At 71.4% G+C, this 14,063-nt stretch carries 11 protein-coding genes and 1 tRNA gene; 9 read left to right on the top strand and 3 right to left on the bottom strand.

Annotated elements, in window-relative coordinates; genetic code table 11:
* Window positions 1-66: 66 nt before the first annotated feature.
* The 3 genes from EVS81_RS07655 to EVS81_RS07645 all read left to right on the top strand — a co-directional run bounded on the left by EVS81_RS07655 (window position 67) and on the right by EVS81_RS07645 (window position 2,924).
* Window positions 67-1,341: an LCP family protein gene (locus EVS81_RS07655; protein WP_130109852.1), complete on the top strand. Its 1,275-nt coding sequence runs from the start codon at window positions 67-69 to the stop codon at window positions 1,339-1,341.
* Between the two features lie 98 nt (window positions 1,342-1,439).
* Window positions 1,440-1,530, top strand: a tRNA-Ser gene (locus EVS81_RS07650).
* 281 nt (window positions 1,531-1,811) lie between these two features.
* Window positions 1,812-2,924 carry a fatty acid desaturase family protein gene (locus EVS81_RS07645; RefSeq protein WP_130109851.1) on the top strand — a complete coding sequence of 371 codons (1,113 nt, stop codon included), beginning with the start codon at window positions 1,812-1,814 and terminating at the stop codon, window positions 2,922-2,924.
* Between the two features lie 104 nt (window positions 2,925-3,028).
* On the opposite strand, the gene EVS81_RS07640 is transcribed toward EVS81_RS07645, so the two are convergent.
* Complete coding sequence (locus EVS81_RS07640) at window positions 3,029-3,616, bottom strand: MarR family winged helix-turn-helix transcriptional regulator (RefSeq protein ID WP_240740036.1); 588 nt, start codon at window positions 3,614-3,616, stop codon at window positions 3,029-3,031.
* Between the two features lie 111 nt (window positions 3,617-3,727).
* Between EVS81_RS07640 and EVS81_RS07635 the strand changes: the two genes are divergently transcribed.
* From EVS81_RS07635 to EVS81_RS07610, 6 genes are read left to right on the top strand one after another with little or no spacing between them, the layout of a single operon-like run.
* Window positions 3,728-4,891, top strand: a complete 1,164-nt coding sequence (locus EVS81_RS07635; RefSeq protein ID WP_130109850.1) for a polyprenyl synthetase family protein — start codon at window positions 3,728-3,730, stop codon at window positions 4,889-4,891.
* Window positions 4,891-5,868, top strand: coding sequence for a phytoene/squalene synthase family protein (locus tag EVS81_RS07630; protein WP_130109849.1), 978 nt, complete (start codon window positions 4,891-4,893; stop codon window positions 5,866-5,868). The genes EVS81_RS07635 and EVS81_RS07630 overlap by 1 nt, the downstream gene beginning before the upstream one ends.
* The gene (gene crtI, locus EVS81_RS07625) at window positions 5,865-7,460 is read left to right on the top strand and encodes a phytoene desaturase family protein (RefSeq protein WP_130109848.1); all 1,596 of its coding nucleotides are present in this window, start codon (window positions 5,865-5,867) and stop codon (window positions 7,458-7,460) included. The genes EVS81_RS07630 and crtI overlap by 4 nt, the downstream gene beginning before the upstream one ends.
* Before the next feature lie 44 nt (window positions 7,461-7,504).
* The gene (locus EVS81_RS07620; protein ID WP_240740063.1) at window positions 7,505-7,807 is read left to right on the top strand and encodes a lycopene cyclase domain-containing protein; all 303 of its coding nucleotides are present in this window, start codon (window positions 7,505-7,507) and stop codon (window positions 7,805-7,807) included.
* Window positions 7,804-8,979 carry a prenyltransferase gene (locus EVS81_RS07615; RefSeq protein ID WP_130109846.1) on the top strand — a complete coding sequence of 392 codons (1,176 nt, stop codon included), beginning with the start codon at window positions 7,804-7,806 and terminating at the stop codon, window positions 8,977-8,979. The genes EVS81_RS07620 and EVS81_RS07615 overlap by 4 nt, the downstream gene beginning before the upstream one ends.
* Before the next feature lie 29 nt (window positions 8,980-9,008).
* Window positions 9,009-11,207, top strand: coding sequence for an MMPL family transporter (locus tag EVS81_RS07610; RefSeq protein WP_130111352.1), 2,199 nt, complete (start codon window positions 9,009-9,011; stop codon window positions 11,205-11,207).
* Here EVS81_RS07610 and EVS81_RS07605 read toward each other — a convergent pair.
* Both EVS81_RS07605 and EVS81_RS07600 read right to left on the bottom strand, forming a co-directional pair.
* Window positions 11,204-11,899, bottom strand: coding sequence for an SDR family oxidoreductase (locus EVS81_RS07605; RefSeq protein ID WP_130109845.1), 696 nt, complete (start codon window positions 11,897-11,899; stop codon window positions 11,204-11,206). The two genes, EVS81_RS07610 and EVS81_RS07605, sit on opposite strands and share 4 nt — an antisense overlap.
* Window positions 11,878-13,977 (bottom strand): FAD/NAD(P)-binding protein, encoded by a 2,100-nt coding sequence (locus EVS81_RS07600; protein ID WP_130109844.1) that lies wholly within the window; start codon window positions 13,975-13,977, stop codon window positions 11,878-11,880. The genes EVS81_RS07605 and EVS81_RS07600 overlap by 22 nt, the downstream gene beginning before the upstream one ends.
* Window positions 13,978-14,063: the final 86 nt, after the last annotated feature.

Raw genomic sequence — 14,063 nt, 5'->3', positions numbered from 1 at the left:
CGGGTAGATTGAGGCGATATCGTCGAGCGCGGCCGTCGCGACTCGCAGGGAATCACGGGAAGCTGTATGGCCAAGAAACTCGCCGCAGGGGTGGATCGCTCCACCTCGGTGCGTCACGGCAGGCTGCGACGCTCGAGCGCCTGGGGCAATGCGTTGCGCGTACTGCTCACCACAGCGATCGTGGTCGCGCTGAGCGGGGTGGCGACGGTCACCTATGCGCTGTGGGGGCTGGTCTCCGATGTGCGCACGGTCGAGCTGGGCCCCAGCGCCGACGCGGTGGGCGCGGGCGACCAGTCCATCGACGGCGCGCTCACCATCCTGCTCGTCGGATCCGACTCCCGCGAGGGCCAGAGCTATCAGGACGGCGAGGAGGGCGAGCTCAACGACGTCACCCTCATGCTGCACGTGTCCGCCGACCACCAGAATGCCACGGTCGTGAGTTTCCCCAGAGACCTCATGCTCCCGATCCCGAGCTGTCCCAGCGATGACGGTCAGCCCGACTACTACCCGGCGATGAGCGAGCAGCAGCTCAACAGCACCATGATGTACGGCGGTCTGCCGTGCACCGTGCGCACGATCGAATCGCTCACGGGCATGAGCATCCCCTATGCGGGGCTCGTGACCTTCGACGGTGTGATCGGCATCTCCAACGCCATCGGCGGAGTCGAGGTCTGCCTCGCCCAGCCGATCGTCGACGAGCACACCGGCCTCGACCTTCCCGCCGGCGAGGTGACCCTCCAGGGCAACGACGCACTGCAGTTCCTGCGCACCCGCCACGGCGTGGGCGACGGCGGCGATACGAGCCGCATCAGCAATCAGCAGGTCTTCATGTCGTCGCTGGTGCGCGAGCTGAAGAGCGCCGAGACTCTCTCGGACCCGGTGAAGGTCTACGGGCTCGCCAAGGCGGGCGTCGACAACATGACGCTCTCCAGCAGCATGGCGAGCGTGCAGTTCATGCAGGCCGTCGCCGGCACTGTCAAGGACATCGACCTCGACCGCATCAATTTCGTGCAGTACCCGTCGTTCACCCACCCGTATCAGGAGGGTCGCCTCACCCCGGACTACGCCAACGCGCAGCTGCTGTTCGACGTGCTCGAGCAGGGCAAGCCCTTCTCGGTGGCGGGCACCGGCGAGGGTGCGGTCGCGGAGGGCGAGGAGGCCGCAGCCGATCCGGCGGCACCCGCGGAGGAGGTGCCCGCCGAGACGCCGGCCGATCCGAACGCCCCCGTCGACGCCGAGGCGCCGGCCGTGGACGAGAGCGGAGCGGTCGTGCTGCCAGAGGGCATCACGGGGCAGGACGCGGGCACGGCGACCTGCTCGGCGGGCCGAACCGTCTTCTGACGCCCGGCGCGAGTCGCACGGATCCGGCGCGCACCGGGATCCCACGATTTCCTGCGGGGCCCGTCGTCCGGTTAGAATGGATGACGTTGTTCGCGTATGGAGACGTGCCGGAGCGGCCGAACGGACTTCACTGCTAATGAAGGGTCGGGGTTAACTCGACCGGGGGTTCAAATCCCCCCGTCTCCGCCAGATCGAGCAACACCAGAAGCCCCGGCTTCCCAGGCGCGCGCCAGGGGAGCCGGGGCTTCTGCGGTGTCGCCCCGCCGTTGCGGGTGCGCGGCTGCCGTTGCGGCTGCTGCGCACCCGCGAGTCGCCCCGCCGCAACGTCTGGGACTGGGAGACTCCTGCGCATCGTCGACCATGCAGGTCCCTGCATGGTCGACCGGATAGCGTGGAGACAGCGATCGGCAGTTGCCCTTGGCTTCACCGGATCGCGTCGCACGCGGTTCACGACGAAACAGGTGCCGCGCATGACGACCGCTCTCCCCCAGACGCTGGACGGACTCGGGCCGCTCCGACCGACGAGGGCCCGATCCGGCGATTTCCCGCCGATCGCGAAGGCCTACACCCGCGTCTCGCAGGTGGTTCGAGAGTCGGGTCTGCTGCGCCGTGCGCCCGGGTTCTACACCTGGGTCGGCGTGGCGATCGCCGTCGCCCTCGGCGGTGCGATCACCGGCTTCATCCTGCTCGGAGACAGCTGGTTCCAGCTCCTCATCGCCGGCGCCCTCGGCATCATCTTCACGCAGATCGCGTTTCTCGCGCACGAGGCGGCGCACCGGCAGATCCTCGCACTCGGGCCCGCGAACGACCGCCTCTCCCGCGTGCTCGCGGGGCTCATCGGCATGAGCTACTCGTGGTGGGATTCCAAGCACTCCCGCCACCACTCCAATCCGAACCGCATCGGCAAGGATCCCGACATCGAGGTCGACACGATCTCGTTCGTCGAAGAGGATGCCGTCGAGGCCCGCGGGCTGCGACGCGCGATCACGCGATGGCAGGGATGGCTGTTCTTCCCCCTGCTGACCCTCGAAGGGCTCAACCTCCACGTCCACAGCTTCAAGCATCTCTTCGGCCGCGGGCCGGTGACGGGCCGCTGGACGGAGATCGGGATCATCGCCGCACGCTTCGCGGTGGTGCTCGTGCCGGTGTTCCTGCTGCTGCCGCCCGGCATGGCGTTCGCCTTCATCGGGGTGCAACTCGCCGTGTTCGGCGTCTACATGGGAGCCTCATTCGCCCCGAACCACAAGGGCATGCCCGTGATCGCGCACGATGCGAAACTCGACTTCTTCACCAAGCAGGTGCGCACCTCGCGCAACATCCGGGGCGGCTGGTGGGCGACCTGGCTCATGGGCGGCCTCAACTACCAGGTCGAGCACCATCTCTTCCCGAGCATGGCGCGCCCGCATCTCGCCCGGGCGCGCAAGATCGTCCGCGAGCACTGTCGCACGCTCGATGTGCCCTACACCGAGACCTCGCTCTGGCGTTCGTACGCGATCGTGATCGAGTACCTCAACCGTGTCGGGCTCGCCGCGCGCGACCCGTTCGATTGCCCGATCGCGGCGCAGTACGGCCGCGCCCGCTGAATCGCTGCCGCGGCGAGCGTGCGCCGCGGCGCAGGATCCCGCGCGCGGTCGCCGGCGCACGCCGCCCCCGAGTCGGGGTCTCGACAGCTGCGGCGCAGGTCGCGCTATGCGGGATCGGGCTCTTGCGCCCAGGGGGCGTTGCGCAGCGAGATCTGCTCGGTCATGTCGTCGAGGAACCGCTGCACCACCGCGCGCTCGTCGCTCGTCAGGCGTGCCGCCGATGAGAAGCGCCGCGACTGGATCTTCCCGACGGTCTCCTGCGCAGAGGCGGCGGTCTCGGGCGTGATCTCGATGACGAAGGCCCGTCGATCCGTGGGGTGGATGTGCCGCACGACGTGCCCGCCCTTCTCGAGGCGGCTCAGCAGCTTGGTCGTCGACGCCGCGGAGATGCGCAGGTGTCGCGCGATCATGCTCGGGGTGACACTGCGGCTCTGTCGCTGCGCGACGATCAGATAGTGCAGTGCCCGCATGTCCTGCGTGCTCAGTTGCATGTACTTCCTCGAGGCCTCCGACAGCGCGAGTTCGGCCTCGCGCAGCCGGGCGAGCGAGTTCATGAGGTCGCCGATCTCGGCGAGATCCCGCTCGGTGAGGTGTTCGGTCTCCGGGAGCCGCGCGGGCCCGGTCGAGGCGCTGAAGGCATAGAGATTCGCGGCGATCTGATCCTCGCCCCGCGTCTCCTCGCTCTTGTGCACTCCACCATCCTAAGGTTGCTCAACCGTTCGGGTAGATAGTATCCTCTCAGATATTAAGTTATCTATGGATAATATTACCGTGAGTTGATTATAAACCCAAGGGAGGTTGCGATGGCGGGCGAGCAGCGCACCGCAGGGGCCGGTCTCGCGACGCTCGAGGATGCAGCGCGCGCCGCGACGCCCAGCGCACTCGAGCCGCGGGAGGAGATCGAGCGCGAGATCCGCGAGCTGCTCGACCGGCGCGCGGCGCGCGCGGCGGCCTACGGGCCGACCTACGCCGAGGTCTGGGAGGCGGCATCGCGGTGCGCGCAGGGCGGCAAGCTCCTGCGGCCGCGGCTGCTGGTCGACGCCTTCGACGCCCTCGCCGCGCCGCAGCTCCGGGGCTCTGAGCGCCGGGAGTCGGCCCTCCGCATCGCGGCGGCCATCGAGATCCTGCACTTCTCCTTTCTGCTCCACGACGACGTGATCGACGAGGATCTGCTGCGGAGGGGCACCCCCAATCTCATCGGAGAGCTGCTGCGGCGGCAGGAGGCCGTCGACGGCGACGGGCAGGCCCCGCGGGGAGGGGCCGGCGGCCCGCTCCACTGGGCCCGCAGCAGCGGCATCCTGGTGGGCGACGCCATGCTCTCGCTCGTGCACCAGGTCTTCGCCCGAGAACCGCTCCCGGAGGAATTGCGGCTCCGGCTGCTCGATCTGCTCGATCACACGATCACCGAGTCGATCGTCGGCGAGTGCGCCGACGTCGGTTTGAGCGACGGCATCATGCCTGCGGAGCTGAGCGCCGTGCTCGAGATGACGAGGCTCAAGACAGCGACCTACACCTTCGAGCTGCCGCTTCGCGCGGCTGCCGTGCTCGCCGGCGCGGTGCCGCGCACCGAGACGGCGATCGCGGCCATCGCGCGGCGCTTCGGCGTCGCGTTCCAGCTGCAGGACGACCTGCTCTCGGCCTTCTCGTCGAGCGACCAGCACGGCAAGGATCCCTTCTCCGATTTCCGGGAGGGCAAGGAGACGGCGATCATCGCCTACGCCCGAATGACGAGCGCCTGGCCGGGGATCGAGCCCCGCTTCGGCGCCGCCGACTTCACGGATCGCGACGGCGCCGCGATCCGCGCCCAGCTCGTCGCCTGCGGTGCGGAGGAGTTCATCCGCTCGCTCGTCGACGAGCATCTGCGTGCCGCGCTCGAGCTGGTCTCGACCACCGACGGTGCGCTGCCGCCGGCGCTCGTCGATCGTCTGCTGCGGCTGGTGGAGTCGCTCGAGAAGCGGAGGTTCTGATGTCCGGCCTCGAGCACCTCCTTCCGCTCCCGAGATATGCGCGCGCGTCGGAGCGCGCCGCCGAGCAGATCATCGCCGCCTACTCCTCGTCGTTCGGTCTGGCGACCCGGCTGCTCGGCCCGAGGCACCGCGTGCACGTCCGCAACATCTACGCGCTCGTGCGCGTCGCCGACGAGCTCGTCGACGGTGCCGCCGAGGGCGCAGGGCTGTCGAACGCGCAGCAGCACGAGCTGCTCGACCAGCTCGAGCGCGAGACCGAGCGCGCCACGCAGTGGGGGTACAGCAGCAACCCCGTCGTGCAGGCGTTCTGCGGCACGGCGCGCGCCGCGGGGATCGACGGCGAGCTCACCGGACCCTTCTTCGCCTCCATGCGCATGGATCTCGAGGAGAACGCCGCCGCGCCGTCGGGGGCGTCGCTCGGCAGCGGCATTCCGCTCGGCGCCGACGCGCCCGCCCCGCTCGGCGGCTTCGCCGAGAGCGGCCCCGAGCACCACGCGCGCTACGTCTACGGTTCTGCCGAGGTGGTCGGCCTCATGTGCCTGCGAGTCTTCATGAAGGACGAGGCGCCCTCCGAGCGCGAGGCCGCCGTGCTCGAGCACGGGGCGCGCCGGCTCGGCGCGGCGTTCCAGAACGTCAACTTTCTGCGGGATCTCGGTGACGACCGCGAGCGACTGGGACGGGACTATCTCAGCGCGGGCACGCGGATGGACGCCGCCGCGCAGGCGCGCTGGGTGGCGACGGTGCGCGAGCAGCTCGCCGACGCCGCGGCGACGCTCCCGCTGCTCCCGCGCGACGCACGGGTCGCCGTGGGCTGCGCGCTGCGGCTCTTCTCCGAACTGACGGACCGCATCGCGGATACCCCGGCTGAGCTGCTGCCGCGCCGCCGCGTGCGCGTGGGCGCGCCCCGAAAGGCGCTGCTCGCGCTGCAGTCGGTGCTCGAGCCGAACGGACCGGCGTCGAAGGAGGTCGCGACATGACCCGCACCGTGGTGATCGGCGGAGGGGTGGCCGGCCTCGCGACGGCCGCGCTCCTCGCGCGCGAGGGGCACTCCGTGCACCTCTTCGAGCGCAACGAGCGCGTCGGAGGACGAGCCGGTACCCTCGAACGCGACGGGTTCCGCTTCGACACCGGCCCGTCCTGGTACCTCATGCCCGGAGTCTTCGACCACTTCTTCGAGATGCTGGGCACGTCGACGTCGCAGCAGCTCGACCTGCGCATGCTCGATCCCGGGTACCGGGTCTTCGGCGAACCGGTCGGAAGCGGCGAGGCGCGCCGCCTCACGATCCCGCACGGGCTGGAGTGCGTCGTCGAGTGCTTCGAAGAGGTCGAGCCCGGCAGCGGCGCCAGGCTGCGCGCCTACCTGAGCTCGGCCCGACAGGCCTCCGGCATGGCCGAGCGCTTCTTCCTCTACAACCCCTTCACCCGGTGGCGATCGCTGCTCGCCGGGCCCGTGCTGCGCGCACTGCCGCGCCTCGCATCGCTGCTCGGCACCTCGCTGGAGCGCTTCGTGGCCCGCCGCTTCAGCGACCCGATGCTGCGGCAGGTGCTCGGATACCCGGCGGTCTTCCTGGGAACCGACCCCCGCCGGGCGCCCGCCATGTACCACCTGATGAGCGCGCTCGATCTCGACGAGGGCGTGCAGTACCCGATGGGCGGCTTCTGGGGACTCGTGGAGCGCATCGAGGCCCTCGCGCGCGAGGCGGGCGTGCAGATCACCACCGGTGCCGACGTCTCGGAGATTCTCACCCGTCGCTCCGATGGCGGCCTGGTCGCGAGCGGCGTGAGGTGGCGGGATCGGGCGGGATCCGAGCATGTGGAGCACGCCAACGTCGTGGTCTCCGCGGCAGACCTGCACCACACCGAGACCGCGCTGCTGCCGGCCGAGGCGCGCAGCTATCCGCAGCGCTGGTGGGACGACGCGGAGAGCGGCCCCGGCGCGGTCCTCCTGCTCCTCGGCGTGCGGGGGGAACTGCCCGAGCTCGAGCACCACTCGCTCTTCTTCACCCGGGACTGGGGGCGCAACTTCGACGCGATCTTCGGCCCGGCGGCCCGCATTCCCGACCCCGCATCGCTCTATGTCTGCCGGCCGAGCGCCACCGACCCCGCGGTCGCGCCGGAGGGGCACGAGAACCTCTTCGTGCTCGTCCCCGTGCCGGCCGACACCTCCATCGGCGCCGGCGGCGCCGATGGGGAGGGTGACGGCGCGGTCGAGCGGGTCGCGGATGCGGCGCTGCAGCAGATCGAGCGCTGGGCGGGCATCCCCGACCTGCGCAGCAGGATCGTGGTGCGGCACACGATCGGCCCGGCCGACTTCGCGCGCGACTACTCGTCGTGGATGGGAGGGATGCTCGGCCCCGCCCATGTGCTGCGGCAGAGCGCCCTGTTCCGCGCGCAGAACCAGTCGAAGCGCGTGACGGGCCTCTACTACGCCGGGGGCACCACCGCGCCGGGGGTCGGCGTGCCGATGTGCCTCATCAGCGCCGAGCTGGTGCTCAAGCGCATCCGCGGCGACCACTCGGCCGGGCCGCTGGTCCCGTCCGCCCCGGCGCCGGCGGAGGCCCGGCGGTGAGCGCGGTGCTCTACCTCGCGATCCTGCTGGGAGGGATCGGGTGCATGCTGCTCCTCGACTGGCGCTTCCGCCTGTTCTTCTGGCGCGACGCTGCCGCGGCGGCGCTGGTGACGCTCGCGGGCACCGCGTTCCTGCTGTTGTGGGACGCGGCCGGGATCGCCGCGGGCATCTTCCTCCACGGTGCGTCTGCGATCGCCACCGGGGTGATGCTCGGTCCGGAGATGCCGCTCGAAGAACCGGTCTTCCTCGTCTTCCTCGTGCTCTGCACGATGGTGCTCTACACCGGCGCCGCCCGTCTCCTCTCGCGGCGCGCGCGCCGCAGGCCGAAGGCGGGGAGCGGATCATGAGCTATCCCCTCGTGGCGGGCGCCTTTCTCGCACTCGCGGCCGGCGCCGGGCTGCTCCTCGCCCGGCGCGCCGGCGCCGCCCTGTCGTGGCCGGCCGTGGCGCTGGCAGGCGCGGCGCTGATCCTGCTCACCGCGGTCTTCGACAGCCTGATGATCGCCGCCGGTCTCTTCTCCTATGCGCCCGATCTGGTGGCCGGGCCGCGGATCGGCCTCGCCCCGATCGAGGACTTCGCGTATCCGATCGCGGCCGTGCTCGCGCTCCCCGCGCTGTGGGCGCTGCTGACGCGCCCGGGCGGTGCATCGATGGGGCGCCTGCTCCGACACGCCTGGGTCGCGTCGCGCCCCGTCAGCTGGGTCAATACCGCGTTCCCGTTCGCCGCGGCGATGCTGCTGACCACGCGCGAGATCGACTGGCTGCTGGTGGTCGGAACGATCTACTATCTGGTGCCCTACAACCTCGCGATGTACGGCATCAACGACGTCTTCGACTACCCCTCGGACGTGCGCAACCCGCGCAAGGGCGGCATCGAGGGCGCCCTGCTGCCGCCCGAGTATCACCGCCCGATGGTCTGGCTCGCCGCGGCCACGAACGCTCCGTTCCTGCTGATCCTGCTCGTCTCGGGCGATGCCCTCTCGGCCGCTGCGATCGCGCTGAGCACCTTCGCGCTCGTCGCCTACTCGGCACCGGGGCTGCGGTTCAAGGAGCGGCCGCTGCTCGACTCCATCACCTCGAGCACCCACTTCGTGAGTCCGGCGCTCGTCGGCCTTGCGCTCGCGGGTGCACGCTTCGACAGCGGACTCGTGCTGGTGCTGCTCGCGTTCTTCGTGTGGGGGCTCGCGGCGCACGCGTTCGGGGCGGTGCAAGACATCCTGCCCGACCGAGAGGCCGGGATCGGCTCGATCGCCACGGTGATCGGCGCGCGGCGGACGGTGCGGCTGGCGCTGCTGCTGTGGATCGCCGCGGGCGCGATCATGCTCGCCGTGCCGTGGCCCGGACCACTCGCGGCCCTCGTCGCGCTGCCGTACCTGCTCAACTGCCTGCCCTACGCAAACGTCTCCGACGCCGACTCCGCTCGGACGAACCGTGCCTGGCGCCGGTTCATCCTGCTGAACTACTTCTCCGGCTTCCTCGTCACCCTCACCATGATCCTGTTCTGGAGCATCTCATCATGAACGCACGTCCTCGCCACGACGACCGCACGATGGAGCGGTCGCGCCCCGGCCTCCGCCCCTCACGAGCGGTGCGCATCCTCCTGCCGGCGGTGCTCATCCTGGTCTGGCTCGTCGCCGCGGGCATCGGCGGCCCGTACTTCGGCAAGGTCAGCGAGGTCTCGTCGAACGATCAGACGAGCTACCTCCCGGAGTCGGCCGACGCCACCCAGGTGCAGCAGGCCCTCGGCGACTTCAACGACTCGGAGGCGCTTCCCGCGGTCGTGGTGGTCACCTCGTCCAGCCCGCTCACCGACGCCGATATCGCGCAGGTGCAGGAGGTCGTCGACGGCCTCCCGGGGATCGAGGGCGTGGCCGACGGGATATCGCCACTGATCCCCTCCGAGGACGGCTTGGCGCTGGAGGTCTTCGTGCCGATCGACGCCGACTCCGAGATCGGCGACGTGGTGGCCGAGGTATCCGAGCGGCTCGAGGCGGGCGCCCCGCCGGGCGTCGAAGCATTCGTCACGGGCCCCGCCGGCTTCACCGCCGACCTGGTCGAGGCCTTCTCGGGCATCGACGGGCTCCTGCTGCTCGTCGCGCTCCTCGCAGTGCTCGTCATCCTCGTGATCGTCTACCGCTCCTTCCTGCTGCCCATCGCGGTGCTCTCGACGAGTCTGTTCGCGCTCACCGCGGCACTCCTCTCCGTGTGGTGGCTGGCGAAGGCCGGCGTACTCATGCTGAGCGGGCAGACCCAGGGCATCCTCTTCATCCTGGTGATCGGCGCCGCCACCGACTACTCGCTGCTCTACGTCGCCCGGTACCGCGAAGAGCTGCGCGTGCACCAGGACAAGTGGACCGCGAGCATGCGCGCCCTGCGCGGCTCGGTCGAGCCGATCCTCGCCTCCGGCGGGACGGTGATCGCGGGTCTGCTCTGCCTGCTGCTCAGCGACCTCAAGTCCAACAGCACGCTCGGGCCGGTCGCGTCCATCGGCATCGTGTTCGCGATGCTCGCAGCGCTCACGCTGCTGCCCGCCATCCTCTTCGCGTTCGGCCGCGCAGCGTTCTGGCCGAAGCGACCGGCCTACGAACCCGAGGTCGTCGCCGCCGAGGGCGGGGTGCCGCGCACCGGACTCTGGCATCGGGCCGGGCGCCTCATCAGTCGTCGCCCGCGCGCGGTGTGGGCCATCACGCTCGTCGTGCTGCTCGCCGGCGCCGTGGGAGTCGGGCAGCTGCAGGCGCAGGGCGTGCCGCAGTCGGATCTCGTGCTCGGGGCCTCTGAGGCGCGGGACGGCCAGGAGGCGCTGGGCGAGCACTTCCCGGGCGGCTCCGGCAGCCCGGTCTCGGTGCTCGCAGCGCAGAGCGAGCTGCAGCAGGTCGCCGACGTGCTGCTCGCGAGCCCCGGCATCGACGGGGTCAGCGTGCTCAGCGCCGATTCCCCGTCGGGCACCGCCACCGTCACGGCGGACGGGATCACGGCGTTCGGCCCGCCCGGCACGCCCGCCCCCGAGCCGACCGTCGTCGACGACCGGGTGCTGGTGCAGGCCACGCTCACCGATGCGGCGGATTCCCCCGAGGCCGAGCAGACCGTGCGCGAGCTGCGGAGCGTGTTCGCCGACGCCGACCTCTCGGCGCTCGTCGGGGGCACCACCGCGACGGCGATCGACACGAACGACGCGTCGATCCACGACCGCACGCTGATCATCCCCGTCGTGCTCGTGGTCATCCTGCTGATCCTCATGCTCCTCCTGCGCTCGGTGGTGGCGCCCGTGATTCTGATCCTCACGACCGTCGTCTCCTTCGGCACGGCCCTGGGCGTGTCGGCGCTCGTGTTCAACCACCTCTTCGCGTTCCCCGGCGCGGATCCCGCGGTGCCGCTGTTCGGCTTCGTCTTCCTCGTCGCGCTCGGAATCGACTACAACATCTTCCTCGCCACCCGCATCCGCGAGGAATCGCTGCAGCACGGCACCCGGGAGGGAATCGTGCGCGGACTGTCGGTCACGGGCGGCGTCATCACCTCGGCCGGGCTGGTGCTCGCGGCGACCTTCGCGGCGCTCTCGGTGATCCCGATCCTCTTCCTCGTGCAGATCGCGTTCATCGTCGCCTTCGGCGTGCTGATCGACACCTTCATCGTGCGCGCGCTTCTCGTGCCCGCCCTGATGTACGACATCGGGCCCGCCGTCTGGTGGCCGTCGCGCCTGAGCCGTCGCGAGCGCGAGTCGCGGGCGGAGGCCCGGGCAGAGGGGGATTAGATGCGGGCGATCTCCCGACGGGGGCGCACCGCGAGGTCGGTGATCTGCACGTCGGCGGGCGCGTCGACCACGAAGCGCACCGCGCCCGCGACGGACTCGGGGCGGATGTACCGCTCCGGGGTGTAGTGCTCGTCGGGCACCATGTCGCGCAGCATGGGCGTGTCGGTCTGCCCCGGAGCCACGGTGACGACGCGCACGAGATGCGCCTCCTCGTCGATGCGCAGCACGTCGGCGACGGCGCGCAGCGCGTGCTTGGTGGCCGAGTAGACGGCGCTCCCGGGCACCGGACGGGTGCTCGCTCCCGAGCCGATGAAGACCACGGTGCCCCGCGCCGCGCGCAGCAGCGGGAGCGCGAGGCGCGTGAGGGTGGCGGGGGCGGTCACGTTGACCGCGAAGTGGCGGTGCCAATCCTGCGGGTCGGCCTCGTCCACGCGCAGGGTGCGCGCGAGCGCGGCGGCGTGCACGAGCACGTCGAGCCGGTCGAGGCCGGCGACGCGCTCGGCAAGACCCTCGGCGTCGGTGACGTCGAGCCGCCAGGGCTCGCCTCCGGTCTCGGCCGCGACCGCGCTCAGCCGCGACGCATCTCGTCCCACCGCGATGATGCGGTGCGTACGGGACAGCTCGCGGGCGATCTCGCGGCCCATGCCGCTGGAGGCGCCGGTGATGAGGGCTACGGGACGGGGATCGGACATGCGCTGCTCCTGGTGTCGTGGGCGGTGACCGCGATGCGGATCGCGCTGCGGGCGACGCGGTCGGTCTCGCGCAGCATGGGGGGATCGGTCCCGGGCATCGGGCTGATGATGGTGCCGTGGACGGCCTCGTCGACGGGGATGCCGGCGATGTGCACGGCAGGATCGGGCGAGCCGTCCGCGCCGATCAGCCGCCCGGTGGGCGCGTCGAGATCGAAGGCTCCGGTCGTCGCTCGCGCCCCGCGCCGCGCCGGCACGGTGAAGGGCCGCGCGCGTCCGGCGGCGACGAGGCTCTGCGCGAGGGGGTCGGCGGTCTCGGCGACGCTGTGGAAGTGCATCCACGCGTCGATGAGCGCGGGTGCGACGACCTCGGATCTCGCGACCGCTGGGGAACTCGCGGTGAAGCCGCGCTCGTCCACCGCGACGCGGGCCTCGGGCCCGATGAAGCGCACGAGGCCCTGCTCGGCGAGCGCGATGAGCTGGCGGTTGCGGAACGCGGGAGGCCCCGATCCCGCCATGCCGCCGATCGCGATCAGCAGCTCGTAGCCCGCCGCGCGCGACTCGGCGTCGAAACCGCCCAGCGTGCCCAGCGCGCCCGCGAGGCCGCGCGCGGCGCTGATCGACCACAGCCCGGCCTTGCGCGCGCTGTCGTGCCCCAGCTCGGCCTCACGCAGATCGTCGAGCACCCGCTCGCGCACCCAGGCGTCGAACTCGTGCGGGCTCGCGAAGTCGCGGTGCACCGGACGCAGCTCGGCGGCGAGGTCGAAGTGCAGCGACGGGTCCGGGATGAGCCGCGCGACCGCGGCGCCGATGCGGGTGGGCGCCGCGAAGAGGTCGACGGGCCCGTCGCCCGGCGCTGCCGCCTCGGCGAGCGTCTCGGCCAGCGCGGCGGCGATCGTGCGGCGCAGCTCCTCCGCGCCGGCCGCGACCGATTCCGGCCGGCTGCGGAGCAGCGTCTCCGCGAAGTCCAGGTACGCGTCGGCGACGATGCGGGGCCACAGCTGCCGGTCGAAGTCGATCGGTCGCGGCACCGACTGCCAGTCGATCTCCAGGGCGAAGCGCTGCGCCGGGGCGGGCGGCAGCGATCCGTAGAGGGTCTTCGCCCGGAACGGCACGCCGCGCCGCGAGGTGACGTGCAGGATCGGCTCGCCCCCCGACGGCTCGTAGCGCAGCCCGCCCGGCGCCTGCGGATCCGCGGCGAACCGACCGCCGCGCCCGATCGTCAGCAGGGCCATCGTGTCGAAGAAGCCCATGCCCATGCCGCGCACGATCGCGTGCGCACCGGGGGCGATGACCTCGAGATCCTGCTCGACGGGGCTCGCCGGGCGCACCCAGGCGAGCTCGGGGCGGTCCGCCAGCTGCACCGCCATCCGGCGCTCGGCCGGCGTCTCGCCGCGGGGCATCCAGCCCGTCGCGAGGATCACGGAGTCCGCGACGATGCGCCCGCCGTTCGACAGCCGCACGGTCTCGCGCGGGCCCTCGGCGTCGTCGGCGCGTTCGATGCCGACGGCGCGGGCGCGGTGCCGGATCACGCGCACGCCGTCGGGGAGCTCGGCGACGGCGCGGTGGAAGCACCAGCTCAGGTACTCGCCGTAGAGCGCGCGACTCGGGTGCGAGTCGGGTCGGATGGCCGCCAGCTCCTCGCGGTAGTCCTCGGCCAGGCCGTCGCGCACGGCGAACGCCGCGAGCGCCGCGACGTGCGCTGCCGGGATCTCCGCGAGCCGGGCGGTGCGTGCGGGGTCTGCGGCCCGCATGCTCGGCCGGAGGAGGTCGTCCCCGTGGCGCACGAGCAGGCACCACTCGTAGAGGGTCGGACCCGGTCGCACCGGTCCGCCCACCGAGCTGCCGGGTTCGGTGAAAAGGGTCACGGCGTGGGCGAGCGTGTTCATGCACAGCTCGCGGGTCTGATCCGTGCGCCAGATGCGCCCGGCCCCCGATTGCGCGTCGTCGATCACGTGCAGGTCGAGCCCGCCGATCGTCGGATCCGCGTCGAGATGGGCTCCGATGCGCTCGATCAGCGAGGTGCCGCGCGGCCCGGCGCCGATCAGCGCGATCGAGGCTCGGGGCGGGGGAACGGCCATCCCGCTGTTATACGCCGGCGCAACGGCGGTCGTGGAATCGGATGACGGAATGTGACGGGCGGGATTCGGCGTGGATTTCATGAAGT

The organism is Leucobacter triazinivorans, assembly GCF_004208635.1.
GTDB classification, from domain to species: Bacteria; Actinomycetota; Actinomycetes; order Actinomycetales; family Microbacteriaceae; genus Leucobacter; species Leucobacter triazinivorans.
The sequence above is the reverse complement of the archived record's forward strand: the minus strand, read 5'-3'. Positions and strand labels throughout refer to the sequence as shown.